A 25,364-nucleotide genomic window follows, 5' to 3' on the forward strand; every position below is an offset into this window, starting at 1 on the left:
ACGGCGGCCTCCTGTACGACTCGGACTACTACGGCGACGACCTGCCCTTCTGGACCGAAGTCGAAGTCACCGGCGGCAAGAAGAAGCCGCACCTGGTGGTGCCGTACACGCTCGACTCCAACGACATGCGCTTTGCCACGCCGCAGGGCTTCAATACCGGCGAACAATTCTTCCAGTACCTCAAGGACGCGTTCGACGTGCTGTACGAGGAAGGCGACCCGAGCGGACAGGACAGCCCCAAGATGCTGTCGGTCGGCATGCACTGCCGCCTGCTCGGCCGCCCGGGCCGCTTCCGCGCGCTGCAGCGCTTCCTCGACTATGTGCAGGGACACGACAAGGTGTGGATCTGCCGCCGTGTCGACATCGCCCGCCACTGGGCCGATACCCACCCCTACACCCCCCGGAACCAAGCATGAGCCAGACCTACACCATCGCCCAACTCAACACCATGCCTGTCGCGGAGTTCGTGCAGGTGCTGGGCGGCATCTACGAACATTCGCCGTGGTTTGCCGAGGCCGCTGCCGCGCAACGGCCCTTCGCCGACGGTGCCGCGCTGGCGCAGGCACTGCGCAAGGCCGTCGATGAAGCCGGCGAGGCGGCCCAGCTCAAGCTGGTGCGCGCTCACCCGGAGCTGGCCGGCAAGGCCGCCGTGCGCGGCGAGCTGACCGCCGAGTCCACGCGCGAGCAAAGCGGCGCCGGCCTGAACCTGTGCACGCCCGAGGAGTTCGACCGCCTGCAGTCGCTCAACGCGGCCTACAACCAGAAATTCGGCTTCCCGTTCATCCTGGCCGTGCGCGGCTACGACCGCCACGGGATCATCGCGGAGTTCGCGCGCCGCCTGGAAAACACGCCGCAGCACGAGTTGCAAACTTGCATCAACCAGATCCATCGCATTGCGCAGTTCCGGCTTGACGACTTAGTATCCGCCTGAGCAAAAAAGCGTCACCTGTATAACAAAAAACGCTGTACCCGATGCCGCCGGCACCCCATGTACCACCCACCACCGAGCCAGGCCAGGCGGCACGAATAAAAGCACCAAGACATTAGAAGAACCCGACAGGGACCCAGTACACAACGTTCCAAGCAGGATCGATCAAACCACGGAGGTCTAACAATGCAGAAGCAGTACAAGCCGGCACTAAAGCTGGCGGTGGTAGCGGCTACCCTTTTTTCCGGCGCGGCCATGGCCCAGTCCAGCGTCACGCTGTACGGCCAGGCTGACATGTTCGTCGGCGGCGTCAAGAGCCCGGGTTCGGGCGAGCGCGCATGGGTGGCCAACTCGGGCGGTATGCAGACGTCCTACTGGGGCATCAAGGGCACCGAAGACCTGGGCGGCGGCACCAAGGCCATCTTCGATCTGAACGGGTTCTTCCGCACGGACAGCGGCAACAGCGGCCGCTTCAACGGGGATTCGATGTTCAGCCGCAATGCGTACGTCGGCCTGCAGAATGACAAGCTGGGTACGTTGAAGCTGGGCCGCAACACGACCCCGTACTTCATCTCGACCATCCTGTTCAACCCGCTGGTCGACTCGTACGTGTTCTCGCCGACCATCTTCCACACCTACTTCGGTGCCGCCAGCAATGGCGTGGTGGACCCGGGCATCATCGGCGACTCGGGCTGGAACAACTCGGTGCTGTACTCCACCCCGAACTTCGGCGGCCTGAGCGCGAACCTGATCTACTCGGCAGGCGAGAAGGCAGGTGCCGCGGGCCAGAACAAGTGGGGCGGCAACCTGATGTATTTCAACGGGCCGTTCGCCGCGACCGTCGCGTACCAGCAGGTCCGCTTCAACGCGGTTCCCGACGACCTGTCGAGCGCGGGCTTCAGCCGCCAGGACGCCGTCCTGGGCGGCATCACATACGACTTCAAGGTGGTCAAGCTGTTCGCCCAGGGCCAGTACATCAAGACCAAGGCCAGCACGGCCGCCAGCGGCGACATCAAGCACACCAACGGTCAGGTCGGGGCCTCGGTGCCGATCGGTGCCGGCAACGTGCTGGCGTCCTACGCCTATGGCAAGACCGAGAACGCAATCGGTGACTTCAAGCGCAACACGTTTGCCGTCGCCTACGACTACAACCTGTCCAAGCGCACCGACGTGTACGCCGCCTACTACTACGACAAGATCACCGGCATCGAGCACGGCGATACCTTCGGCGTGGGCGTGCGTCACAAGTTCTGATGACGTAACCGTCTCACCGGCAGTCCTGCAGCCCGCCCTTCCGGCGGGCTTTTTCATTGCCGCGTTCGCATCACACTGCGCGGAAATCTGCCACCGCAATGCTGCGCCGCGCCATCGCATGCCGTCCGGCAATACGGATCGAAAGCTAGCATTTCATAGATGGATTCAATTGGAAGCCCCCCTTCACGCTTCCTAGATTGGTGTTCCGGACCCTCAAAACGACATTGAGAGAGGTGATTCATGCGGCGCTACCCGAAGACCCGTTCCGAATTGATGGCCATCCTGAACCAGTGCCTCGACAACAACCCCGAGTGCGGCGAATGCGAACTGCACGCGGTGCGAATGCACCAGCCTGACCATACCGGATGCAACTGGAGCGCCGAGGTCGATTTCCCGCAGGAATATGTTGAAAACCTCGACACGCAGTTGGCCGCGGCCAAGTCGATCATCGTCGTGATGCGCGAGCAGTACAACGTGCTGCAATAGCAACCACGTCAAGTGCCTTCCCCCCGCGATTGCCGCGGGGCAGCATCAAACAAAAAGCCGGGTCAGACGACCCGGCTTTTTGCATTCTTGGTGACTTCGTTTTCAGCGCATCAGCGCACCGCGCCGCTCTCCGCCACGGCCACCGCCGTCATGTTGACGATACGGCGTGTGGTCGCCTGCGGGTTCAGGATGTGCACCGGCCTGGCCGCGCCCAGCAGGATCGGGCCCACCGTCACGCCCTGCCCGCCCGTGATCTTGAGCAGGTTGAAGGCGATATTGGCCGCGTCCAGCGTCGGCATCACCAGCAGGTTGGCGCTGCCGGCCAGCTTGGTCGACGGCAGGAAGTGGCGGCGCACGTCTTCGTCCAGTGCGGCGTCGCCCTGCATCTCGCCTTCCACTTCCAGGTGCGGTGCCACCTTGGCCAGGATAGCCGCAGCCTCGCGCATCTTGCGCGCCGACGGACGGGTCGAGGAACCGAACATCGAATGCGACATCAACGCGGCCTTGGGGACCAGGCCGAAACGCGCGATTTCCTCAGCGGCCAGTTGTGCGATCGCGGCCAGTTCCTCGGCGGAGGGATCGTCATTGACGAAGGTGTCAGTGATAAACAGCGTGTGCTTCTCCAACATCAGCGCGTTCATCGCGGCGAACACCTTGGCGCCAGGCGCCAGGCCGATCACGTCACGCACGTGCTCGAGGTGAGCCTCGAAGCGGCCGACCGTGCCGCACAGCAGCGCATCGGCATCGCCCATGTGCATCAGCATCGTGCCGATCAGCGTGTTGGAGCGGCGCAGCGCCACCTTGGCCATGTCCGGCGTCACGCCGTCGCGACCGCGCAGCGCGTGGTAGGCCTCGTGGTAGGCGCGGTAGCGCGGGTCTTCTTCCGGATTGACCAGGTCGAAGTCCACCCCGGCCTTGAGGCGCAGGCCGGCCTTCTCGATGCGCATCTGGATCACGTGCGGGCGGCCGATCAGGGTGGGGCGCGCCAGCCCTTCGTCCACCACGGTCTGCACGGCACGCAGCACGCGCTCTTCCTCGCCCTCGGCGTAGGCCACGCGCTTGGGCGCGGCCTTGGCGGCCGAGAACACCGGCTTCATGATCAGGCCGGTGTGATAGACATAGGTGGACAGCTGCTGGCGATACGCTTCGAGGTCCTTGATCGGGCGCGTGGCCACGCCGGATTCCTCCGCGGCCTTGGCCACCGCCGGCGCGATCTTCTCGATCAGGCGCTGGTCGAACGGGGTCGGGATGATGTAGTCCGGGCCAAACTTCAGCTCACGGCCGCCGTAGGCGGCGGCAACGGCGTCGTTCAGCTCGGCCTCGGCCAGCTCGGCGATGGCCTTGACGCAGGCCAGTTTCATCGCTTCCGTGATCTTGGTCGCGCCGCAATCCAGTGCGCCGCGGAAGATGTACGGGAAGCACAGCACGTTGTTGACCTGGTTCGGGTAGTCCGAACGGCCGGTGGCGATGATGCAGTCCGGGCGCGCGGCCTTGGCCACTTCCGGGCGGATTTCCGGCTCGGGGTTGGCCAGCGCCAGGATGATGGGCTTGTCGGCCATGGTCTTGACCATCTCGGCGGTCAGCACGCCGGCGGTCGAGCAACCCAGGAAGACGTCGGCGTCCTTGACGATGTCAGCCAGCGTGCGCGCCGAGGTGTCCTGTGCGTAGCGCGCCTTGTTGGCTTCCATGTTGACGTCGCGGCCAACGTAGATTACGCCCTTGGAGTCCACCACCGAGATGTTCTCGCGCTTCACGCCCAGGCTGACCATGGTGTCCAGACAGGCAATGGCAGCCGCGCCGGCGCCGGACACGGCCAGTTTCACCTTGCCGACGTCCTTGCCGACCACCTTCAGGCCATTGAGCAGCGCCGCGGTCGAAATGATGGCGGTGCCGTGCTGGTCGTCGTGGAAGACGGGGATGTTCATGCGCTCGCGCAGCTTCTGCTCGATGTAGAAGCATTCCGGCGCCTTGATGTCTTCCAGGTTCACGCCGCCCAGCGTGGGCTCGAGCGCGGCAACGATCTCGACGATCTTGTCCGGGTCGCGCGCGTCGAGCTCGATGTCGAACACGTCGATGCCGGCGAACTTCTTGAACAGGCAGCCCTTGCCCTCCATCACCGGCTTGCCGGCCAGCGGGCCGATATCGCCCAGGCCCAGCACGGCGGTGCCGTTGGTGATCACGGCCACCAGGTTGGCGCGCGAGGTGTACTCGGCGGCGGTGGCGGGGTCCTTGGCGATTTCCTCGCAGGCATAGGCCACGCCCGGCGAGTAGGCCAGCGACAGGTCGCGCTGGTTGGACAGCGCCTTGGTCGCGGTTACCTGGATCTTTCCCTTGGTGGGGCTGCGGTGGTATTCCAGCGCAGCGAGGCGCAGCTGCGCTTCAGGACTGTTCGGGGCATGTTGCGGTGCATCACCGCTAATCTTGCTGCTCATTGGCTCGTCCGGAAAATGGCCCGGACCGGAAGCGCCCCTCTCCCGCCAAGAACCGGCTCGGGCCCGATCGAGAAGTCTCAGGATACGGGCCGGCAGCGAATGACAACGCCTGGCAGCGAAACTGGCGATTCCGGCAGACAGGCCGGAAAAATCGAGCAACCATTCTAGCCCACGTGTCCGCGCAAAGTACCACCACAGCCCGCCTGCAGGCCGTTTTTTGAGTGGATTATTCCAGTTAAACAGCTTTTACCATTGCGTATGCAATGCGGGTGCAGACGCATGCCCCTGCATGCATCCGCACGCATCGCCTGGCCAGGACCGCGCGGCCGGCCCCCGGCTGCCCTACTTTGAGTTTTTCTCGACCTCCAGCGTCACCCTGCGCGGACGGCCGCTCTCGGCCGGGAAGTCGGTAAAGGCGCTGCGGATCAGGTAGGGCATGACCGCCGGCAGGCTGCCGTTTTCGGTCTGGTTCTGCGCGGTGACCTGGTAGATCCGCTTGCCGCTGGCCGCATCCCTGAAATACACCCGCAGGCTGGAGAACGTCACCGGCACGTCGCGCACCACGGTCTGCGGCGGCCAGTAGCCCGGCCCCCATGGGCCCCACGGACCCCAGGGCCCGTAGGGGCGGTAGTAGCCGGGCCCCCAGTAAGGGCCCCACGGGCCGTACCACGGGTCCGAGTAGACGGTCTCGGCCACGCGCACGATGCCGGGCGCGGCATCGAAGTCCATGCTGACGCGATAGCGCGCCTGTTTCGCCGGCACCTGCTCGAAGCCGATCCCCGCCAGCGCCGCGGCCAGCCACTGCTCATAGGTCTGGCGGTCCAGCTGCGCCGCCTGCTCGGCGCTGCGCTCGAAGCTGTAGGTGCGCGGCGCATCGTTCTGCCAGCCCGGCTGGCGGAACGCCGTGACATCGGTCACCACTGTGCTGGCGCACCCTGACAGCAACAGCGCCGCCAGCAACGCCATCGCCCCCCACCACCTGCGCGGCCCCACCGCTCCTGCATTGCCGACACCGCCTGCGCGCTGCCACATAGTGCTACCTCGCTTTCCTCTGAATACCCACGTGTCTCTGAGACCACGCCGCCGGCGCGGAATTCCCCGCAGCATGCCGATGCCGTGCTGCGCCGGGCCGCGCCCCGACCCCTTGGCTACAATGAGGACTTCAGCGCCATGCTTCGCTGCCGCGCGCATGGCCCGCCCCCTTTCCTAACGGTCTTCCGAAGACAGGATCTTTCCATGCTGCGCACCGACACGCCCGTTACCGTCTATCGCAAGGACTATACCCCGCCGCCGTTCGCCATCGACCACGCCGAGCTGGTGCTGGACCTCGATCCCCAGCGCACCGTGGTCACCAGCACGCTGCGCTTCGCGCGCCAGGCCGGCGCGCCCGACGCACCGCTGGTGCTGGCCGGCGAGGAACTCGAACTGATCGGCGTCAGCCTGGAGGGCAAGCCGGTCGCCAACGCGACCCAGGATGCCGGCACGCTGACCATCCCCGGCCTGCCGGCGCAGGGCACGCTGGAGATCACCACGGCGTGCCAGCCCGCGGCCAATACCACGCTGTCGGGCCTGTACGTGTCCAACGGCAACTTCTTCACCCAGTGCGAAGCCGAGGGCTTTCGCCGCATCACCTACTTCCTGGACCGCCCCGACGTGATGGCGACCTACCGCGTCACGCTGCGCGCCGACCGCGCCGCCTATCCGGTGCTGCTGTCCAACGGCAACCTGGTGAGCCAGCGAGAACTGCCCGACGGCCGCCACGAAGCCGTGTGGGAAGACCCCTTCCGCAAGCCGGCCTACCTGTTCGCGCTGGTCGCGGGCAAGCTCGAATGCATCGAGGAACGGATCCAGTCCGCCTCCGGCAAGGACAAGCTGCTGCAGGTCTGGGTCGAGGCGCGCGACCTCGACAAGACCCGCCACGCTATGGATTCGCTGATCCATTCGATCCGCTGGGACGAGCGCCGCTTCGGGCTGGAACTTGACCTGGATCGCTTCATGATCGTCGCCGTGGGCGACTTCAACATGGGCGCGATGGAGAACAAGGGCCTGAACATCTTCAACACCAAGTACGTGCTGGCCAACGCGCAGACCGCCACCGACACGGACTTCGCCAATATCGAGGCGGTGGTCGGCCATGAGTACTTCCACAACTGGACCGGCAACCGCGTGACCTGCCGCGACTGGTTCCAGCTTTCGCTCAAGGAAGGCCTGACGGTGTTCCGCGACCAGGAGTTCTCGGCCGACATGATGGGCTCGGAATCCGGCCGCGCGGTCAAGCGCATCGAGGACGTTCGCGTGCTGCGCCAGGTGCAGTTCCCCGAGGACGCCGGCCCGATGGCGCACCCGGTGCGCCCCGACAGCTATGAAGAGATCAACAACTTCTACACGGTCACCGTGTACGAGAAAGGCGCCGAAGTCGTGCGCATGTACCAGACCCTGCTCGGCCGCGAGGGCTTCCGCAAGGGCATGGACCTGTACTTCCAGCGCCATGACGGCCAGGCCGTCACCTGCGACGACTTCCGTGCGGCAATGGCCGATGCCAACGGCCGCGACCTGAGCCAGTTCGGCCTGTGGTACAGCCAGGCCGGCACCCCGGTGGTGACGGCGCGCACGGACTGGAACGGCGACGACGGCAGCCTGACGCTGACGCTGTCGCAGCGCTGCCCCAAGGTCGGCATCGAGACCCGCGCCGGCACGCCCGAGAAGCAGCCCTTCCATATCCCGTTCGCGCTCGGACTGCTTGGCGCAGACGGCAAGGACCTGCCGCTGCAGCTCGAAGGCGAAAGCACGCCCGGAGCGACCACGCGCGTGCTCGACTTCACGCAGGCCGAGCAGCGCTTCCGCTTCATCAACCTGCCGCGCGGCGCCAGTGCCCCGCTGCCCTCGCTGCTGCGCAACTTCTCGGCGCCGGTGATCGTCGATGCCGAGTACACCGACGCGCAGCTGACCTTCCAGCTGTCGCACGACAGCGACGCCTTCAACCGCTGGGAAGCCGGCCAGCGCCTGGCCACGCGCGCGCTGCTGCAGATGGTGGCAGACGTGCAGGCCGGGCGCGAGCTCAAGCTCGAGCCCGCGCTGGTGCAGGCCATGGGCGCCGTGCTGACCGACGACACGCTCAATCCCGCCTTCCGCGAACAGGCGCTGGTGCTGCCCGCCGAGGCCTACCTGGCTGAGCGCATGGGCGTGGCCGATCCCGCCGCCATCCACCGCGCCCGCCAGTTCATGCGCGAAGGCCTGGCGCGCGCGCTGCAGGCCGACTGGCTCGCCGCCTACGAGGGCAACGCCACGCCGGGCAACTACTCGCCCGATGCCACATCCGCCGCCAGGCGCGCACTGCGCAACCTTGCGCTCGGCTACCTGGCCGACAGCGGCGACGCCGCGATGCAGGCGCTGGCCGAGCAGCAGTACCAGAACGCCGACAACATGACTGACCGCTTCGCCGCGCTGTCGGCGCTGGTCAACAGTTTCGCCCCCGGGCGCGAGCATGCGCTGGCGGACTTCTACGAGCGCTTCGAGGACGACCCGCTGGTGATCGACAAATGGTTCTCGCTGCAAGGCATGCAGCGCGGTGAAGTCGGCCCGCACGCCGGCAAGCGCACCATCGACACCGTGCTCGCGCTGATGGAGCACCCCGCCTTCAACCTGCGCAACCCCAACCGCGCGCGTTCGCTCATCTTCAGCTTCTGCTCCGGCAACCCGGCGCAGTTCCACGCCCAGGACGGCTCGGGCTACCGTTTCTGGGCCGACCAGGTGCTGGCGCTCGATGCCATCAACCCGCAAGTGGCCGCGCGCCTGGCGCGGGTGATGGACCGCTGGCAGAAATACGAACTGGCGCTGCGCGACCGCATGCGCGCCGAACTGGAACGCGTCGCCGCCAGCAGCACGCTGTCGCGCGACGTGCGCGAGATCGTCGGCAAGGCGCTCGCCGCCTGAGCGGCGGGAACGACACAGGGAGGCCCGCCAACGCCCCCTTTGCCCGGCCAAGCGCGGCCGGGCATGTAGAATTGCGGCCATCCAAGGAGAACCAACCATGACTCGCATCAGCCTCACCCGCTACCTGGTCGAGGAGCAGCGCAAGCACAACACGATCCAGCCCGAACTGCGGCTGCTGATCGAAGTGGTCGCGCGCGCCTGCAAGGCCATTTCCAACGCCGTCAGCAAGGGCGCCCTCGCCGGCGTGCTGGGCTCGGCCGGCACCGGCAACGTCCAGGGCGAAACCCAGCAGAAGCTGGACGTGATCGCCAATGAAGTGCTGCTCGACGCCAACGAATGGGGCGGCCACCTCGCCGCCATGGCGTCGGAAGAAATGGAATCGTTCTACGAGATTCCCAACCGCTACCCGAAGGGCGAATACCTGCTGATGTTCGACCCGCTGGACGGCTCGTCGAACATTGACGTCAATGTCTCGATCGGCACCATCTTCTCGGTGCTGCACATGCCCAAGCCGGGCCAGACCGTGACCGAGGCCGACTTCATGCAGCCCGGCACCCACCAGGTCGCCGCCGGCTACGCCGTATACGGCCCGCAGACCACGCTGGTGCTGACCGTCGGCAACGGCGTGCACATGTTCACGCTCGACCGCGAGGCAGGCAGCTTCGTGCTGACGCACTCCAACGTGACGATCCCGGACGACACCAAGGAATTCGCCATCAACATGTCGAACATGCGCCACTGGGCCCCGCCCGTGCGCCGCTATATCGACGAATGCCTGGCCGGCGAAGAAGGCCCGCGCGGCAAGAACTTCAACATGCGCTGGGTCGCCTCGATGGTTGCGGACGTGCACCGCATCCTGACCCGCGGCGGCGTCTTCATGTACCCGTGGGACAAGCGCGAGCCGGAAAAACCGGGCAAGCTGCGCCTGATGTACGAAGCCAACCCGATGGCCATGCTGGTCGAACAGGCCGGCGGCGCCGCCACCAACGGCCACCAGCGCATCATGGACGTGCAGCCCGAAAAACTGCACCAGCGCGTCTCCGTGATCCTGGGCTCCAAGAACGAAGTGGAACGCGTCACCCGCTACCACCTGGAAGCCGAAGGCAAGGCCTGATTCCGGCCGCGCGGCAACAGGACGGGGCGCCCAGGTGGCGCCCCGTTTTCTTTCGGCCCCGGCCGGATGGCACGGGCGACACAAAAGGGGTTCACAAGGCGGAAAAACGCTGCTACTATTGCGGGCTGTTCCAGTTCACCGGAACATGTTGCCGAAGTAGCTCAGTCGGTAGAGCAGCTCATTCGTAATGAGAAGGTCGGGGGTTCGATTCCTCTCTTCGGCACCACAGAATTCCAGGGCATCGCCCACACAAGCCAACCCGGACAGCGTCACGCTCTCCGGGTTTTTTGTTGCCTGGGATCCGGCAAAGCCGGCGGTGGCAGCGGGCGCCCCAGCCGTTGCGCCCACCAGTAGCGGAAGGGATGATCTAAATCGGGATAAAGCACCGGCTGGCTGAAGCAGCCGGCACGCTTCATCAGAAGGTAGGCAGCAAGCATGGCCGCCCAAAAAACTAGCAGTTCCACGATAACGGCCACCCTTGGATTTACAGGTGGCTGTTTTCATTATAGGTAGCCGTCTACCGCAGGGGGACGATGGCGCACCCCGTGCAAACCCTAGGGTCTGATTCCTCAATACACATCCGGCACGATCATCTCCTTCGGCACCGGTTGCCGCACATAGTCCTCATGCCGTTCGCGCCCCGGCAGCACCACGCTGGGCGCCTCTACGTCCGCATAGGGGACCTGGCTCAGCAGGTGATGGATGCAGTTCAGCCGTGCGCGCTTCTTGTCGTCGGCCTGCACCACCCACCACGGCGCTTCGGCAATGTGCGTGCGCTCGAGCATGATTTCCTTGGCCTTGGTGTAGTCCTCCCAGCGGCGCTGCGATTCCAGGTCCATCGGGCTCAGCTTCCACTGCTTGAGCGGATCGTGGATGCGGCTGAGGAAGCGCAGACGCTGTTCGTCGTGGGTGATCGAGAACCAGTACTTGATCACCTGGATGCCGGAGCGCACCAGCATCTTTTCGAACTCGGGCACGGAGCGGAAGAACTCTTCATACTGCTCGTCAGAGCAGAAGCCCATCACGCGTTCGACGCCGGCGCGGTTGTACCAGCTGCGGTCGAACAGCACGATCTCGCCGGCGGCGGGCAAGTGCGCCACGTAGCGCTGGAAGTACCACTGGGTGCGTTCGCGGTCGTTGGGCGCGGGCAGCGCCGCCACGCGGCAGACGCGCGGGTTCAGGCGCTGCGTGATGCGCTTGATCACGCCGCCCTTGCCGGCAGCGTCGCGTCCTTCGAAGATGATGACGATCTTGTGCCCGGTGGCGGCCACCCAGCTCTGCAGCCGCACCAGTTCGCCCTGCAGGCGGAACAGCTCGCGGAAATAGTGGCGGCGGCTGTCCTGCTCGGCCTCGTCGTCCAGGTGCACCGGATCGCCGAAGGCCTCGCTGGCTTCGCGGTCGTCCAGTTCCAGTTCGATCTCTTCGTCGTAGTAGTCGGCCACCTCGTTGTGGATGCGCCGCACCAATTCTGCTTCGCCCGGTCTCATCTGATCTGCTCCCTGTGGATACAACGCGGTCGCGGCGATACTCGCATGCCAGTATTGCAGCCGCGTGAAAACGGGGCAGGCCACCCGCCCTGCCCCGCCTTCCTGCCTGTCCCTGCAGGTTACGCCAGTTACGCCGCTGGATTGATGTTGTGGTTATGGCGGAACAGGTTGCCCGGATCGTAGCGCCGCTTCACCTCGACCAGCCGGTCGTAGTTGGGCCCGTAGGCCGCGCCAATGCGGTCGGTTTCTTCCTGCGTCAGGAAGTTCACATAGACGCTGCCCAGTGCAAAGGGCGCTGCCGCGCGGAACACTTCACGGGCCCAGCTGATGCACTTGTCGTCGTCAGCGGGCGCGTCCCAGCGCCCGTGCAGGTTCATGATGAAGTTGGCGTCGCGGCTGGCGTAGGCAGTCGCGTCAGGCGCGACGCGGTTGGTCTGCCCGCCCATGGCGCCGATAAAGACTTCGCATTGCGGCGAGGGCAGCTTTCCGATCTGCTCGATCAGCATCGTGATCAGGCCGTCGTCCAGCCCGGCGAAGTTGTGCGATTTCCAGTAATTGCGCGCGCCCGGCGTCAGCAAGGGGTCGAACGCCTGCTGCCATGCCGTAAGCGGCATGGGACCGACATGCTCGCCGTAGGGCGTGCCGAGCTTGCGCAAAGGCTCGACCAGTTCGGGGCCTTTGTCAGGCGGGCCGATATAGCAGATCGCCAGTGCCGCGATCGGCTTACCGTGCGCCTCGGGCGGCAGGAACGGCAGCGGCGGCGCCTGGCGCAGCACCACCCAGACGGTCAGCTCGTCCGGCATCGACTTGAACAGTTCACGATAGGCGGGCAGCACCGCGGCGGCCTGTTCCAGCGGATAGACGATCAGCCCGCCATAGACCTCGGGGCCGACCGGGTGCAGCCGGAACTCGAACATCGTCACCACGCCGAAGTTGCCGCCGCCGCCGCGTAGCGCCCAGAACAGGTCGGCGTTCTCGTCGGCGCTGGCGCGCACCAGCTTGCCGTCGGCAGTCACGACCTGTGCCGACACCAGGTTGTCGACGGTGGTGCCGAACTTGCGGCTGAGCCAGCCGAAGCCGCCGCCGAGCGTCAGCCCGGCCACGCCGGTGGTGGAGTTGATGCCCAGTGGCGTGGCGAGGCCAAAGGCCTGCGCTTCATGGTCGAAATCGCGCAGTGTGGCGCCAGGCTCCACGAAGCCACGTTGCGCGTGGGGATCGATGCGCACGGATTTCATCTGCGACAGGTCCAGCACCATGCCATCCTCGCAGATCGCCAGCCCGCCGATATTGTGGCCGCCGCCGCGTATCGACAGCAGCACGCCATGGTCGCGCGCGAAGTTGACCGCGGCGATCACGTCTGCAGCGCCCGCGGCCTGCACGATCAGTGGCGGACGGCGGTCGATCATCGCGTTCCAGATGCGGCGCGCTTCGTCGTAGCCGCTGCCGTCCGGCTGCAGCAGGCGCCCGCGCAGCTGTGTCTTGAGTGCCTCAATGTGTTCCTGCGATGGCTGGGCCATAGTGTGCCTCCCGATGCTGGTTGGAAACATCGGACGGCGCGCGGCGTCTGGGTGCAGGGAAATGGCCACGAGGACCGATGACTACATCATTTAAGGCAGGCACCACCTAAATGTAAATGGGGCTCTGGCCCCACGCGCACAATCTCCATGGCAAGTGCCGCAACGCGATCATGCCGCGCCGCCACCCTGCCGGCCTATCATGAATGAACAGCCGGCATGGCGCCCTCGCGCCGTCCGTCTGCGCCATGAACACAGCCAGCCACCCTCCCCTGTTCCTGTGCGGCGACGTAATGACCGGGCGCGGCATCGACCAGATCCTCGCGCATCCCAGCCAGCCGCTGCTGCATGAATCGTATGTGCATTCCGCGCTCGACTACGTGCGCCTGGCCGAGCACAAGGCCGGCCCGATCGCGCGCCCCGCCTCGCCGGAATACCCGTGGGGCGATGCCCTGGCGGAACTGGAAAGCCGTGTTGCGCGGCCGCGCATCGTCAACCTGGAAACCGCCATCACCACCAGCGACGATGCCTGGCCCGGCAAGGCGGTGCACTATCGCATGCATCCGGGCAATATCGCCTGCCTGCAGGCCGCCGGCATCGACTGTGCGGTGCTGGCCAACAACCATGTGATGGACTGGGGCCGCGCGGGCCTGACGGATACGCTGGCGGCGCTCGACGGCGCGCATATCGCGCATGCCGGCGCCGGCCCCGACGAGGCGAGCGCGGCGCACGCCGTACAGCTGCCGCTGCCCGGCGGCGGCCGCGTGCTGGTGCTGGCCCTCGCCATGGAAAATGCCGGCACCCCGGCGGCGTGGCGCGCCAGCGCCGGACATTCCGGCGTGAACCTGCTGGAAGACTGGTCCGTTGCCTCGCGCGAACGCATTGCCGCACAGGTGCGCAAGCTCAGGCGTGCCGGCGACGTCGTGGTGGTATCGATCCACTGGGGCCCGAACTGGGGCTACCACATCGACCCCGCGCAACGCGCCTTCGCCCGCGGGCTGGTGGAAAGCGGCGAAATCGACATTGTGCACGGGCATTCCTCGCATCATCCGCTGGGGATTGAGCTGCATGCCGGCAAGCCGATCCTGTACGGCTGCGGCGATTTCATCAACGATTACGAAGGCATCGGTGGCTACGACGAATACCGGCCGGACCTGGCGCTGATGGCCTTCGTCAGCTTCGATGCCGGCGGCAGCGCCGACCTGCGGCTGGTGCCGTTGCGGCGCAGCCATTTCCGTCTGGCCTACGCGCGCGAAGTGGATATGACGTGGCTGCAGGCCATGTTTGAAGACGAGGGACGGGCACTCGGCACCCGGGTGGAGCGAAGCGGATTGCATGAACTGCGCTTGTGGGCCGCATGAGCCTCAGTCCATGAAAAAGCCCGCCGTGGCGGCGGGCTGCACGAAATCGAATCGCCAGGCGTCAGTGGCGATGGATCATGTGATCAAACCATGTGCGCACTGACTGCTCCTGCTGCTGCAGCAGCGTCGGGTTCTTTTCCCGCAACATCCAGATGGTAAATGCGGCGCACGCAACAAGGGCGATCAGGACCAGCGCGGTAATCAAGGTGGCGGCCATAGCAACCTCCTTTGGATAATGGTTGCACCTTCAGTGTAGTTCGCCTGGCAGCCATCACGGAAAACAGAAAGGCCAGCCTTGATGGCTGGCCTTCCGGTTATTCCAGTGCCACGTGAGTTGGTTCCGTGTAACGCTTCCGCAGAGTGCTGATCCGCTTCTTCATTCACTGCCCGACTCTAGCTCTCTCGCCCATCCTGCGGCACCCCAGGACATAACTGCAGCATAGTACAAATCCCCGCGGATAACAGCGCGCGTTCAGCTGACGGCGATGCGGTCGTCGACCAGACGTATCTGGCCGCCAGGCTTGTCTTCCATCACTTTGAGCACGCGGCTGCCAACCTGCAGCGTGACGCCGCCATGGATGCGGCGCGCGGCGTCGATCACGGCCTCGGCGGCCGGCTGCATCTGCTGCCCCAGTTCGGTCAGGCGTGCCTCCAGCTCGAACAGATCGCGCGACAGCTTGAACAGTGTCGCGCGCGCCTTTTCGCGCAGGTCACCCACGGCCTTCTCGGGATGCTTGGCAAAGAAATCCACCAGCTGCTTGACCTTGTTCTGCTCTGCCAGCATGCGGCGGCGCTCGGCTTCCAGCGCGGCGCGCTGTGCGTCGGCAAAAGGATTCAGGCCGACCTGGATGCTGGTGGCGGTGCCGGCAGGTGCGCCCAGCACCGCGGCGCGCACCGCCAGCAAGGCACGGCTGCGGCCGCCGCTGATGCTGCCCTGCGCGCCGGTGCCGCCCACCACGATGCGCTCGCCGGCAGCAACATCGCTCTGCCGGATGCCGCTTTCGACGTTGACCTCGGTGCCGGCCTCGACCACGGCGTTCTCGATAAAGCGCGCCTTCACCGCGCCCTTGCAGCGCACACTGGCGCGGCTGATGCCGCCTTCGGCGCGGCCGGTGTCGGCCTTGCCGATGATGCCGCCCTTGACGATGACATTGCCGCCGGCCTCGACGTTGGCGGCTTCGATGGTGCCCTCGACCACCACGTCGCCGCTGACATTGACCGACATGCCGGTGCGGATATCGCCCGACACGCGCAGCGTGCCGTCGAACGCCACGTTGCCTGAGTGCAGGTCAACCGAGTCCACCTGCACCACCGGGCTGACCGAGATGCCGTGCACGCCCACCACCGGCGATCCTGCGATCACCGCGCGCAGCAGCTCCGGATCGTCGGCATCGGCGGCAGCGCCGGTCAGGCCTTCGGCAAAGGGCGGATCATCGACCGGATCGGCGGCGACGGGCTTGCCGAATACGTCGATGCCGTCATTGCCATGCACTGCCGGGATGCGCCGCATCAGCGGCGTGCCGGGGCTGACCAGCAGCAGGTTGCCCAGGTCGCGCAGGTCGACCTTGCCGGCCTCGTCGTCAGGCTGCGCCGGCTTGCGCGGTTCGAGCAGGTTGATAAAGCGCGCCGGCTCACCCTGGCGCGGCGCGACGCCGGCGGCAATGGTGCGCAGCTCGCAACGGCCTTCGGCCAGCGCGGCGTCCAATGCCAGGGTCTGGACCGGTGCCACCACGCCGCGTTCGGCCACGGCGCGACGGATGTCCTCCGCGCTGACCGGGCGGCCGCCTTCGGCTGGCAGCAGCGTCAGCCGCACGGCCAGGCCGTCGGCGGTGATGTCGAGCTCGAAGGCGCCGTCGATCAGCGCACCGATGGTGGCATCGATCTCATGCTCGGCCCGCTGGCATTGCGCCAGGAACTGCGCCACCGCGCGCGCATCCAGCCGCGCGCCGGCCCAGCCCAGGCTGTCCAGGCATTGGCGCAGGCTGGCCTGGTCCGGCGGCAGCCTGCCCGGCTGCGGCGTGTAGCGCGCATGCACCTGCTCGCCTGGCTCGGCAAGTTCCAGGCGCAAACCCGACTCATGCGTCATGCGTCCCCTGAATCGTCTTGTGGAGCCGCGCGGCGGGTGCCGGCGCTCCGCTTGTTATCGATCCATAACCAACGGCAGCCGCGCGGAGAACTTTAGCGCACAGCACCCCGCGTGGGGGGATGATCCGGACGATGCCCGGGTTATCTGACCGAGACCACCTCGATGGTGCCGGTCTGGCCGTTCTGCACGACCTCCTGCTTCATGACCAGGCCCATGTCGGGGCAGTACCAGTCCGTGACGCTGGCGGTCGCCGGCGGCACCGACACGGTGTGGCCCGCCACGGTGACCGGCGCCATGGTCGTGCTGCGCTCGTAGCGGACCGGCCAGCAGGATTTCTGGCCGAGGCGGGTGGGAATGGTCGCGCGCTTGCCGACGACCTTGCCGCCGATGGTGACCTTGGCGGACGGGATCTTGGCCTGGCCGGCGCTCTGGCCGGCGGCGGTCATCTGCAGGTCCATGCGCACGGTCTGCGACTCGCCCGGCAGCCGCTGCCCTTCCGCTTCAATGACGCCGCCGTAGGCCAGCGTGCCGACCGCGCTGCTGTCGAGCATGCCCGATGCCGTGCCGGCGGCGCTCTTGCCCTCGACCTTGCCCGGCGCGCCGCCGCGCGAGATGGTCAGGCGGTCTTCGATCACCGCCATGGTGTAGTCCAGCCGCGTCTCGTTGGCTGAGCCGGCCGCGGCCACATTCGACACGACGCTGATATTGGCATTGCACTGGCCCTTGCCCGACTTGCGCACGCCGGACACGGACATGGTCGCCGTGCCCGGCGCACCGCCCTGCATGGTCATGCGGATCTCGCCGCCGTCATGCATCCACGGCGCATCGCAGACGCCGGCCGCAGCGGCTGCCGGGAGCAGCAGCGCAGCCAGGGCCAGGCTTGCGCCAAGCGCCGTGCGGCGGTCGAGGGATTGACGCGCGGTCGCGCGGTCGGATTTCTTCGGCATCTGTCGCCTCTCCATTAGGGTCTGTTCAACAAGGCGCCGGCACGCTGGCGCTGCGGCGGACAGGCGTCAATCCTTGCACTGCGGCATGTCGCGGAAGCTGTCGCGCACCGTCGCACAGGACTGCGCCAGGCCATCCTTGTCGGAGACGCCGGCCCAGCGCGTGCGGATCGATTCCAGCTCGCCGGGCAGCCCGTCGCGCAGGGTCTGGGCGGCCGCGGCCTGCCCCGACTTGTCGAGCTTGGCCGCCATGTTCTCGGTGCAGGCGCGTTGCGCGGCCTCGGCTTCCTGGCAGGCTTTCGGCAAGGCATCGCTGGCCGCGGCGGAACGCCCTTCGTCCTTGCCACAGCTGGCAACGGCCAGCGCCAGCATGACCGGCAGGCAGGCACGCGGGATCCAGTACGACTTCATGATTTCTCCTTTTTCTTCACCACGGAGGCGGGGGTTTTCTGGAACGAGACGATGACCAGACCGCTTCGCTGCGCCGGCGCCGCCGGCTGGCGCAAGGGCGCCGCGGCGCTGTCGTCCTGGCCGCCGCGCAAGCGCGCATAGCGACCCAGCACCTGCGGCACGTAGGCCTGGGTCTCGGCAAACGGAGGGATGCGCGACCCGTGGCGCAGCACCGCGCCTTCGCCCGCGTTGTAGGCCGCCAGGGCCAGGCTGGTGTCGCCGTTGAAGCGCGACAACAAGCCGCCCAGGTAGGACGCACCGCCCTGCAGGTTCTGGGCCGGATCATAGGCATCGGTCACGCCCAGCATGCGTGCCGTGGCCGGCATCAGCTGCGTCAGGCCGATGGCACCCTTGACGGAGGTGGCTTGCGGGTTCCAGCCTGACTCCACCTCCACCATGGCCATCAGCAGATGCGGGTCCACTGCCGCGGCCTGCGCCGCGCGATGCGCGAGGGCAACCAGCTCAGAGGGTGGGGATTTGCCAGCGACGACGGCAGCCTTTGCCACCGGCTGCGTCGGCAGCCCAATAAACGCCCGCGCCGGCAACGCAGCGGGCGCCGCAGTGGGAGCCACTTCTGCCGTCCCGGCGCTGCGCGACGTAAGGAAGGTCACGCCGCTGCCGCGGTCGGCATGCATGACGATCTCGGCGCCGGCCGGCACCGCGCCAGCCAGCAGCATTGCCGCCACCACACCGCGCGCCGGCGCGGCCACAAGCGCTGGCATCACTGCTTGGCCAGCTCCACGCGGCGGTTCTGCGCGCGGCCGAATGGCGTGTCGTTGGGCATTAGCGGATGGGTGGCGCCATAGCCCTTGGCATCGAGGCGGTCGGCGGGCACGCCGGCGCTTTCCAGGTAGCGCTTGACGGCGGCGGCGCGGCGCTCGGACAGCGGCTGGTTGCGCGCGTCGCCACCGGTGCTGTCGGTATGCCCCTCCACGCGCAGGCGCCAGTCGGGATGCGCCAGCACCGCCTTGGCGGCACGGTCCAGCAGCGGCCGGGCCGCCGCGCTCAGCACGTCGGAATCGGTTTCGAAGTTGACGCCGTAGAGTTGCACGCGGCCTGCGCCTTCAAGGGCCTGGCCGATGGGATCGGGGGCGGCCTCGGCCTTCGGGAAGCACGGCGGCGCCTGGTCCGCCAGGCGCCAGCCGCCGGCTTCGCGCACGCTGTCGAAGGTGCGCGCATCGCCCTTCACCAGCGCGGCGTAGGCATGGCTGCCGTCCGGGCTGAATGCCATTGCGCCCTTCTCCGGCGCGCCCTCGGTGGTGCGCCGGAAGGCCAGCAGGGCGCCGTTTTCCAGCCCGCCGGAAATCGTGCCCAGCACCTGCGTGATCTTCATCTGCTTGTTGCTGTAGTCGCCTTCCACATAGCAGCCTTCCACCGCCGCGCCGTCCTGGTGAAGCAGCACGTAGCCGGACGAACCGAATTCCACCGGGAACTGGTAGATGCCGCCCACCTGGCGCACCTTGTCGGCCGCGGCCTCGGGCTTGCCATAGGCCATGAACTGCTGCAGGCCGATCTGGCCCTCGTCCTGGTCGCCCGACCAGCGGTTGCCGGTAAGCGTCAGGCGCAGTGCCCCGGCCTTGACGGGCTGAGCCAGCGGCACGCGGGTATCGTAGCCGTCCTGCCCCGGCAGATCCGCATCGTAGATCACGGTCCAGGGGCCTTGCGTGCCGCCGGCGGAGGCTTCGACGCGGGCATGGCGCGCATTGCTGCGCGCCCCGGCATCGGACAGGCCGCGAAAGCGCAGCACGTCGACAGATGACGCCTGCGCCAGCGCAATCACCAGCTCCTGCCGGCTGCCGTTGCGCATAAAGCCGGCATGGTCCGGAATCTCATTGAGCAGCGGATACCACGAGCGGTCTTCCTTGTCGCGGTTGACCACGAATGCACCGGACCACAGGCCGGCAACGTTGGTTTGCGCGGGCGTCGCCGGCGCCGATGCCGCGGGTTGGGCCGAGGCCGCTGCGGGCGCGGGCTGCGCATCGCCTTGCGCAGCGGCGCTGTCAGCGGGCTTCTTCTTGCAACCGGCCATGGCCAGCAAGGCCACGACGCCCAGGCCGATGGCGGCCTTGCGGGTCGTCAGTCCAAACGTCATTCCCTTCAAGGTACTTCCCCTTCTTCTTTTTGTGATGCCGGCCTGTCCGGTGCGCGCCTCAATGCGGGGCGCGCATCAGCATGTCGATCTTCTGCAGCCGCGCGCGGACTTCGCGCTCGAGCGGCGCCAGCGTTTCCGGGCTGGCACCGGCCTTGCTGGCGCGCGCGTAATTCGCGATCGCCTCGTTCATGCCGCGCTGCTCTTCGGCCAGCGCACGCTTGACCAGCTCGCGCTCATCGCTGGCCGCCACGCTCGGAATCGCCGCCTGCGCGGCACCCGCGACGGCGGCCTGCGCGAGGTCGGGCGCGTTGCCGCGTCCGGACAGCGCCGACGCCTGTGGCGCGGAAGCCGGCACGGCGCTGCTTGCGGCCGGCGGCGCACGTCGCGTGGTGATGATCTGCACGCCTTCGGAGCGCGACACCTCCATCGCCGCCAGCGCCGGTTGGGGCACGAACCCGAGGTTACACAACAACAGCAACGCCAAACAACCCCGCTTCGGCAATTTTGTCGACCTTGTCGATTCTGGCATCGGTGTCTTCGGGCTTATCCCGGCAAATTTTCACAAATACTTACAAAAATGGCGGCTGCGGGCCCGTCAGTTTCCACGGTATGGCGATTGCATCCGCACGATCGCCTCGGACTCGAGCGGGATGCGCCATTCCGACGCCAGCGTGGCCCGTCCGGTGCAGAAATTGGGCGTGGTCGGGACCTCCATGCCACCGTACGCACCCGTCGCAACAAAATTCCGGATGCCGTTGACCAGCGAGTAGATGGTGCGGTCGGCAAATGGCACGAACATTTCATAGCAGTACGTGACCCGGATTTTCAGCAGGTTGGCGTCCTGGATATTGAGGCCCGAGGACGGCCCCGCGCTGGTGGCGCGGTACATCAGGCTGTCGTTGGGGATCTCCCGCGTGGTCTTGCCGGCGTAATAGCCGCTTCGCCCGAAATCCTGTAGCGCCGCCGGCGTCGGGTTCAGCACGTCGATCCTGGCCTGGGTGCGGGCTTCGAACTGGGCCTTGGCATAGCCGGTGGCATGCGCGGTACGGTCGGCAGAGCGCACGAACAGCGGCGTCAGCCCCAGTGCCAGCCCCTTGCGCATGCTGGCCAGCCGCCCGTGGTCGACGGCGCCTTCGCGCGCGGCCTGCAAGGCGGCGTGGTCGAGCGTGGCCTTGGCCTGGTACAGCAGCCCGAACTGGATCACGCCCAGGCACAGCAGCAGCAGCGCCGGCGCGATGATCAGGAACTCCACCGCGGACTGTCCCCGTGCCCCGCGCCGCGCCGCATGCATCGGCTTGTGGCTCATGGTCTCTCCTCCCGCATCTCCAGGGTCTGGCCCGGCGCAATCCCCAGCGCCGCCGCGCGCCCCGCGCCAAGCTCGAGCGTCTGGCGCGCGCGCCAGTGGCCACGCACTCGCTGGCGCCCGACGCACGGGTGCACGGCCAGCACGCGCTGCCGCTTGTCGAGAAACACCACGTCGATCGCCATGCGCATGCCAAAGGTGTGTACCGCGCCGCAGGGGGATAGCAGCAGGGCTTCGTCCGGCGCCATGGATTCGCGGCCGAGCAGCCCCGCCATGCGTTCGCGCGCGGTGGCGGCCACCGACACGCGCACGCCGGTGTCGAGCGTTCCGTGGCTGGCCCGCAGGTAGAGGCGCGCCTGCCTCACAGCAGCCCTTCCTGCATGAACTTCATCACGATCGGGAAGCCGAGCACGATGAAGGTGACCGGGAAGATGAACACCACCAGCGGAAAGATCAGCTTGACCGGCGCTTCCATTGCCTGCTTCTCCGCGCGCTGGAAGCGCTCGGTGCGCCGCTGCTCCGACTGGAAGCGCAGCGTGGCGGCCAGCCCCGAGCCCATGCGCTCCGCCTGGATCACGGCACCGACGAAATTGGTGACCTCCTTCACGCGCAAGCGGTCATCCATGCGGCGCAGCGCATCGGCGCGACTCAGGCCGGACTTCAGGTCGCGCAGCACGTGCTCGAACTCGCGCCGCAGCGGGCCCTCCGGCCCCTTCTCAACCGCCTGCAGCAGGGCGCCGTTGATGTTCAGGCCGGCCTCCACGCTCAGTGTCAGGAAATCCAGAAACACCGGCAGGTGGCGCGTGATCTGCAGCAGGTTGCGCTTGCGCACGTCGCGCAGCCAGATGCGCGGATAGAAGAAGCCCAGCGCGCCGGCGGCAAGCAACAGCAGCGGCGAGAACAGGCCCAGCCCCAGCATGGCAATGCCCGCCAGCAGGCAGAACGCCAGCGCCGAAACGATCGACAGCGACAGGAACTGGCGCGCCGTCATCAGGAACGACATGCCCGTCAGGCGCAGCTGCTCGTCCACCGCGGCGCGCAGCGACTTCGGCGTGATCCAGACGAAATGGTGGTCGAAGAAGCGCACCACCGGCCAGACCGCGCGCAGCGACGGCGGCAGCGGGTCGAGGTAGTCGCGCGCCTCGTCGGGCACGACCACGGTGAGGCGGCGCATGGCCATGGTGGTGGCGGCGAGCACGCCGACTAGGCCGGCGGCAAGTGCGAAGGCAACAACAAGCATCATGGTCGGCCCCGGTCAGACATCGATATGGGTGATCTTGCTAATCGCCTTGTAGCCAAGCATCTCCATCACCGCGATCACGGACAGCGTGCCCCATCCGATCGGCGAATTGAACAGCGGTGCCATCGCCACCGGCTCCATGTGGTTCAGCACCACGATCAGGAACAGCGGCAAGCCCGTCATCACCAGGCCCTGCATCTTGCCCTGCGCGGTCAGCGCGCGGATCTTGCCTTCCATCTGGTGCTTCTCGCGCAGCGTGCGCGCCACCGACTCCAGCGTCTCGGCCAGGTTGCCGCCCACCTCGCGCGAGATCGTGATGGCTGCGGTCACCATCAGGAAATCGGGCACCGGGATGCGCTTTTCCATATTGCGCAGCGCATCCATCAGGTCCACGCCAAGCCGGACTTCGCGCATCAGCAGGTCGAACTCCTGCGAGATCGGCGGGCGCGACTCGGCCACCACGCTTTCCAGCGCCATCGGGAAGCTGGCGCCGGCGCGCAGCGCGCTCGACATCATCAGCAGCGCATCCGGCATCTGGTCTTCGATGGCCATCAGGCGCTTGCGCTGCATCTTCTTCACCAGCGCGCGCGGCAGCAGCAGGCTCACCGGAATGCTGAGCACCGCGAAGAACACGTTCTGCGATACCAGCCAGGTCAGCAGCGGCAGCGCGAATACCGCCACCACCGAGATGCCGGCCACCTGCCGCATATTGATGAAGATGAAGAGATCGGCCAGCGATGCCTCGACCTCGGTCGCCAGCGTCTGCGTGTGCCGCACGAACCAGCGCTTGCCCTGCGACAGCACGGCCCAAGCAATCAGCACGGTCATCAGGAAGGCGCCGCACAGCACCAGCGCAAGGTTCATATCGCCTCCTTACTCGTCGTGGGCGGTGAAGATGCCCGTATTGACCTGGATGCCGCGCCGGATCAGGTCCTGGTAGAAATCCGGGATATATGAGGTGGCGACATAGCGCCCCTTGACCTTCCCGTCGGCACCGTAGCCTTCCTCGCGGAACATGAACACGTCCTGCAACTGCACCACGCCCGTTTCCATGCCGCTGACCTCGGTGATATGCGTCACGCGCCGCGAGCCGCAGGAAAAACGGGTCTGCTGCACGATCACGTCGACCGCCGAGCAGACCTGCTCGCGAATGGCCTGCACCGGCAGGTCCAGCCCCGCCATCAGCGTCATCACCTCAAGACGCGACAGGCAGTCCCGCGGCGAGTTGGCGTGGGCCGTGGTCAGCGAGCCGTCATGGCCGGTGTTCATGGCCTGCAGCATGTCCAGCGCTTCCCCGCCGCGGCATTCGCCGACGACGATTCGGTCCGGGCGCATGCGCAGGCAGTTCTTGACCAGGTCGCGGATCGTCACCGCGCCCTTGCCTTCCATATTTGGCGGCCGCGCTTCCAGCGACACCAGGTTGGGCTGCGACAGCTGCAGCTCGGCCGCATCCTCGACCGTGACGATGCGTTCGTCGTCCGGGATAAAGCTCGACAGCACGTTCAGCAGCGTGGTCTTGCCCGAGCCCGTGCCGCCGGAGATCACGATATTCGCGCGCCGCTCCACGGCGGTGCGCAGGAACTCCAGCATCTCGGGCGACAGCGACCCGAAGCCGACCAGGTCCTCGCCCCTGAGCTTTTTTCGCGAGAACTTCCGGATGGTGATGTTCGGCCCCTTGAGGGCGAGCGGCGGGATCACCGCGTTCACGCGCGAGCCATCGGGCAGGCGCGCATCGACCATCGGCGAGCTTTCATCGATGCGCCGTCCCAGCGGCGCAACGATGCGCTCGATGGCGCCCAGCACGGCGCGGTCGTCGGTAAAGATCACCGGTGAACGCGTCAGCCTGCCGGCACGCTCGACAAAGATCTCGTCATGGCAGTTGACCATGATTTCCGAGACCGCGTCGTCGTCCAGCAGCTCTTCAAGCGGACCCAGCCCGATCACTTCGTCGAAGACGCTATGCTTGAGCGCATCCAGCGGGATCTCCTGGCTGCGGAACACGCTCTCCTTCAGGATGTCATCCAGCAGCGAGCCCACCAGTTCGCGCAGTTCGTCCTCGTCCATGCGCGCGACATTCACGCGGCGCAGGTCGAGTGCCGCGATCAGACGCTGGTGCGCCTGCTTGCGCAGTTCCACGCCGCGCAGCGAGTTGATCGGCGCGCGCAATGCCTCGTCGGCCGGCGGCACCGGCGCAGGCTTGGCGGCCACCGGCGCCGGTATCGGCGCAGGCGCCGGCGGCCTGGGTGCGGGCATGGCGTCGCGCAGCACCGGCACGCTTGCCTGGGGCGATGCCGCCTCCGTCACCGCCTCCCGTGGCGGCGACGGAGGCGGCACAGGCTTGGGCACCGACACCGCCGCTTGAGGCGCCGGAGCATCCCGCTGCGGTTGGGTGTGGTTCTGCTGCGGCGGCGATGGCTGCGCCGCCGCGCCTGTTCCCGCACGTCCCGGCTCGGCTACGACCGACATCACGAACCCGCCGATCTCGATCTGGTCGGCCGCCGCCAGCGGGCCATAGCGCGTGATCGGGTCGCCGTTGATCAGCGTCGAGGCAATGCCGCCCTGATCCTCGATATACCAGCCACCGTTGTGTCCTTCGATGCGGGCGTGGATCTTGCCGATCAGCAGGCCCTTGAGGACGATGTCGCAGCCAGGATCCTTGCCGATGGTGCAGCCCGGCCCCTTGACATGGATCACTTCGGCGCTGCCATTGCGCTGCTGCAGGCGGATATTGAGCATGGCC

Annotated in this window: 22 protein-coding genes, 1 tRNA gene and 1 pseudogene; 8 read left to right on the top strand and 16 right to left on the bottom strand. The window is 66.8% G+C overall.

The features are described from left to right. From AC3WL8_RS35405 to AC3WL8_RS35420, 4 genes and pseudogenes are all read left to right on the top strand, one after another. Nucleotides 1-416 (top strand): annotated as a pseudogene (locus AC3WL8_RS35405) (allantoinase); the annotation flags it as partial. Further along, nucleotides 413-931: a 2-oxo-4-hydroxy-4-carboxy-5-ureidoimidazoline decarboxylase gene (gene uraD, locus AC3WL8_RS35410; RefSeq protein ID WP_211980856.1), complete on the top strand. Its 519-nt coding sequence runs from the start codon at nt 413-415 to the stop codon at nt 929-931. The pseudogene AC3WL8_RS35405 and the gene uraD, both read left to right, overlap by 4 nt. 183 nt (nt 932-1,114) lie before the next feature. Next, nucleotides 1,115-2,182 (top strand): porin, encoded by a 1,068-nt coding sequence (locus AC3WL8_RS35415; RefSeq protein ID WP_153956841.1) that lies wholly within the window; start codon nt 1,115-1,117, stop codon nt 2,180-2,182. Between the two features lie 240 nt (nt 2,183-2,422). Next, the gene (locus tag AC3WL8_RS35420; RefSeq protein WP_013955972.1) at nt 2,423-2,668 is read left to right on the top strand and encodes a hypothetical protein; all 246 of its coding nucleotides are present in this window, start codon (nt 2,423-2,425) and stop codon (nt 2,666-2,668) included. 110 nt (nt 2,669-2,778) lie between these two features. On the opposite strand, the gene AC3WL8_RS35425 is transcribed toward AC3WL8_RS35420, so the two are convergent. Together AC3WL8_RS35425 and AC3WL8_RS35430 are read right to left on the bottom strand one after the other, a co-directional pair. Further along, a complete protein-coding gene (locus AC3WL8_RS35425) occupies nt 2,779-5,100 on the bottom strand; it encodes an NADP-dependent malic enzyme (protein ID WP_013955971.1) in 2,322 nt (773 codons plus the stop codon). A gap of 342 nt (nt 5,101-5,442) precedes the next feature. Beyond that, nucleotides 5,443-6,066 (bottom strand): DUF4136 domain-containing protein, encoded by a 624-nt coding sequence (locus AC3WL8_RS35430; protein ID WP_211982124.1) that lies wholly within the window; start codon nt 6,064-6,066, stop codon nt 5,443-5,445. Between the two features lie 270 nt (nt 6,067-6,336). Here AC3WL8_RS35430 and pepN point away from each other — a divergent pair, with 270 nt between their 5' ends. From pepN to AC3WL8_RS35445, 3 genes are all read left to right on the top strand, one after another. Further along, entirely contained in the window at nt 6,337-9,033 is a 2,697-nt protein-coding gene (pepN, locus tag AC3WL8_RS35435) for an aminopeptidase N (RefSeq protein ID WP_211980855.1), read from the top strand. 97 nt (nt 9,034-9,130) lie between these two features. Further along, complete coding sequence (locus tag AC3WL8_RS35440) at nt 9,131-10,147, top strand: class 1 fructose-bisphosphatase (protein WP_013955968.1); 1,017 nt, start codon at nt 9,131-9,133, stop codon at nt 10,145-10,147. A gap of 150 nt (nt 10,148-10,297) precedes the next feature. Next, nucleotides 10,298-10,373, top strand: a tRNA-Thr gene (locus AC3WL8_RS35445). A 343-nt stretch (nt 10,374-10,716) separates the two neighbouring features. Here the strand turns inward: AC3WL8_RS35445 and ppk2 are convergent. Together ppk2 and AC3WL8_RS35455 are read right to left on the bottom strand one after the other, a co-directional pair. After that, the gene (gene ppk2 / locus AC3WL8_RS35450; protein ID WP_153956839.1) at nt 10,717-11,634 is read right to left on the bottom strand and encodes a polyphosphate kinase 2; all 918 of its coding nucleotides are present in this window, start codon (nt 11,632-11,634) and stop codon (nt 10,717-10,719) included. A gap of 128 nt (nt 11,635-11,762) precedes the next feature. Beyond that, entirely contained in the window at nt 11,763-13,151 is a 1,389-nt protein-coding gene (locus AC3WL8_RS35455) for an FAD-binding oxidoreductase (protein ID WP_492379848.1), read from the bottom strand. A gap of 245 nt (nt 13,152-13,396) precedes the next feature. Between AC3WL8_RS35455 and AC3WL8_RS35460 the strand changes: the two genes are divergently transcribed. Next, the gene (locus tag AC3WL8_RS35460) at nt 13,397-14,509 is read left to right on the top strand and encodes a CapA family protein (protein WP_371827390.1); all 1,113 of its coding nucleotides are present in this window, start codon (nt 13,397-13,399) and stop codon (nt 14,507-14,509) included. Nucleotides 14,510-14,570: 61 nt separating this feature from the next. Here the strand turns inward: AC3WL8_RS35460 and AC3WL8_RS35465 are convergent, their stop codons facing one another. The 12 genes from AC3WL8_RS35465 to AC3WL8_RS35520 all read right to left on the bottom strand — a co-directional run bounded on the left by AC3WL8_RS35465 (nt 14,571) and on the right by AC3WL8_RS35520 (nt 25,360). Then, on the bottom strand, nt 14,571-14,726 hold the full coding sequence (locus AC3WL8_RS35465) for a hypothetical protein (protein ID WP_013955963.1): 156 nt from the start codon (nt 14,724-14,726) through the stop codon (nt 14,571-14,573). Nucleotides 14,727-14,981: 255 nt separating this feature from the next. Then, a complete protein-coding gene (locus tag AC3WL8_RS35470) occupies nt 14,982-16,595 on the bottom strand; it encodes a flagellar assembly protein A (RefSeq protein WP_211980853.1) in 1,614 nt (537 codons plus the stop codon). 140 nt (nt 16,596-16,735) lie between these two features. Further along, a complete protein-coding gene (locus AC3WL8_RS35475) occupies nt 16,736-17,542 on the bottom strand; it encodes a hypothetical protein (RefSeq protein ID WP_013955961.1) in 807 nt (268 codons plus the stop codon). 66 nt (nt 17,543-17,608) lie between these two features. After that, nucleotides 17,609-17,950: a hypothetical protein gene (locus AC3WL8_RS35480; protein WP_211980852.1), complete on the bottom strand. Its 342-nt coding sequence runs from the start codon at nt 17,948-17,950 to the stop codon at nt 17,609-17,611. Continuing rightward, complete coding sequence (locus tag AC3WL8_RS35485) at nt 17,947-18,711, bottom strand: lytic transglycosylase domain-containing protein (protein ID WP_211980851.1); 765 nt, start codon at nt 18,709-18,711, stop codon at nt 17,947-17,949. The genes AC3WL8_RS35480 and AC3WL8_RS35485 overlap by 4 nt, the downstream gene beginning before the upstream one ends. After that, nucleotides 18,711-20,081: an OmpA family protein gene (locus AC3WL8_RS35490; protein WP_013955958.1), complete on the bottom strand. Its 1,371-nt coding sequence runs from the start codon at nt 20,079-20,081 to the stop codon at nt 18,711-18,713. Before AC3WL8_RS35490 ends, AC3WL8_RS35485 begins: the two co-directional genes overlap by 1 nt. Before the next feature lie 58 nt (nt 20,082-20,139). Beyond that, nucleotides 20,140-20,553, bottom strand: coding sequence for a hypothetical protein (locus AC3WL8_RS35495; RefSeq protein ID WP_238553043.1), 414 nt, complete (start codon nt 20,551-20,553; stop codon nt 20,140-20,142). Nucleotides 20,554-20,676: 123 nt separating this feature from the next. Further along, a complete protein-coding gene (locus AC3WL8_RS35500; protein ID WP_211980850.1) occupies nt 20,677-21,387 on the bottom strand; it encodes a TadE family protein in 711 nt (236 codons plus the stop codon). Continuing rightward, on the bottom strand, nt 21,384-21,749 hold the full coding sequence (locus AC3WL8_RS35505) for a DUF192 domain-containing protein (RefSeq protein WP_211980849.1): 366 nt from the start codon (nt 21,747-21,749) through the stop codon (nt 21,384-21,386). Before AC3WL8_RS35505 ends, AC3WL8_RS35500 begins: the two co-directional genes overlap by 4 nt. After that, a complete protein-coding gene (locus AC3WL8_RS35510) occupies nt 21,746-22,627 on the bottom strand; it encodes a type II secretion system F family protein (protein WP_211980848.1) in 882 nt (293 codons plus the stop codon). The genes AC3WL8_RS35505 and AC3WL8_RS35510 overlap by 4 nt, the downstream gene beginning before the upstream one ends. 12 nt (nt 22,628-22,639) lie before the next feature. Beyond that, complete coding sequence (locus tag AC3WL8_RS35515) at nt 22,640-23,488, bottom strand: type II secretion system F family protein (RefSeq protein ID WP_211980847.1); 849 nt, start codon at nt 23,486-23,488, stop codon at nt 22,640-22,642. A 9-nt stretch (nt 23,489-23,497) separates the two neighbouring features. Continuing rightward, nucleotides 23,498-25,360 carry a TadA family conjugal transfer-associated ATPase gene (locus AC3WL8_RS35520; protein ID WP_492379849.1) on the bottom strand — a complete coding sequence of 621 codons (1,863 nt, stop codon included), beginning with the start codon at nt 25,358-25,360 and terminating at the stop codon, nt 23,498-23,500. Between the last annotated feature and the right edge of the window lie 4 nt (nt 25,361-25,364).

Source organism: Cupriavidus sp. FW305-F7, assembly GCF_058782875.1.

Coding starts and splice junctions, on each gene's coding strand:
- AC3WL8_RS35455 (WP_492379848.1), bottom strand. CDS start 13,151: ATGGCCCAGCCATCGCAGGAACACATTGAGGCACTCAAGACACAGCTG.
- AC3WL8_RS35510 (WP_211980848.1), bottom strand. CDS start 22,627: ATGATGCTTGTTGTTGCCTTCGCACTTGCCGCCGGCCTAGTCGGCGTG.
- AC3WL8_RS35515 (WP_211980847.1), bottom strand. CDS start 23,488: ATGAACCTTGCGCTGGTGCTGTGCGGCGCCTTCCTGATGACCGTGCTG.
- AC3WL8_RS35490 (WP_013955958.1), bottom strand. CDS start 20,081: ATGACGTTTGGACTGACGACCCGCAAGGCCGCCATCGGCCTGGGCGTC.
- AC3WL8_RS35465 (WP_013955963.1), bottom strand. CDS start 14,726: ATGGCCGCCACCTTGATTACCGCGCTGGTCCTGATCGCCCTTGTTGCG.
- AC3WL8_RS35440 (WP_013955968.1), top strand. CDS start 9,131: ATGACTCGCATCAGCCTCACCCGCTACCTGGTCGAGGAGCAGCGCAAG.
- AC3WL8_RS35430 (WP_211982124.1), bottom strand. CDS start 6,066: ATGGCGTTGCTGGCGGCGCTGTTGCTGTCAGGGTGCGCCAGCACAGTG.
- uraD (WP_211980856.1), top strand. CDS start 413: ATGAGCCAGACCTACACCATCGCCCAACTCAACACCATGCCTGTCGCG.
- AC3WL8_RS35475 (WP_013955961.1), bottom strand. CDS start 17,542: ATGCCGAAGAAATCCGACCGCGCGACCGCGCGTCAATCCCTCGACCGC.
- AC3WL8_RS35500 (WP_211980850.1), bottom strand. CDS start 21,387: ATGAGCCACAAGCCGATGCATGCGGCGCGGCGCGGGGCACGGGGACAG.
- AC3WL8_RS35480 (WP_211980852.1), bottom strand. CDS start 17,950: ATGAAGTCGTACTGGATCCCGCGTGCCTGCCTGCCGGTCATGCTGGCG.
- AC3WL8_RS35420 (WP_013955972.1), top strand. CDS start 2,423: ATGCGGCGCTACCCGAAGACCCGTTCCGAATTGATGGCCATCCTGAAC.
- AC3WL8_RS35415 (WP_153956841.1), top strand. CDS start 1,115: ATGCAGAAGCAGTACAAGCCGGCACTAAAGCTGGCGGTGGTAGCGGCT.
- AC3WL8_RS35470 (WP_211980853.1), bottom strand. CDS start 16,595: ATGACGCATGAGTCGGGTTTGCGCCTGGAACTTGCCGAGCCAGGCGAG.
- AC3WL8_RS35425 (WP_013955971.1), bottom strand. CDS start 5,100: ATGAGCAGCAAGATTAGCGGTGATGCACCGCAACATGCCCCGAACAGT.
- AC3WL8_RS35460 (WP_371827390.1), top strand. CDS start 13,397: ATGAACACAGCCAGCCACCCTCCCCTGTTCCTGTGCGGCGACGTAATG.
- ppk2 (WP_153956839.1), bottom strand. CDS start 11,634: ATGAGACCGGGCGAAGCAGAATTGGTGCGGCGCATCCACAACGAGGTG.
- AC3WL8_RS35520 (WP_492379849.1), bottom strand. CDS start 25,360: ATGCTCAATATCCGCCTGCAGCAGCGCAATGGCAGCGCCGAAGTGATC.
- pepN (WP_211980855.1), top strand. CDS start 6,337: ATGCTGCGCACCGACACGCCCGTTACCGTCTATCGCAAGGACTATACC.
- AC3WL8_RS35485 (WP_211980851.1), bottom strand. CDS start 18,711: ATGCCAGCGCTTGTGGCCGCGCCGGCGCGCGGTGTGGTGGCGGCAATG.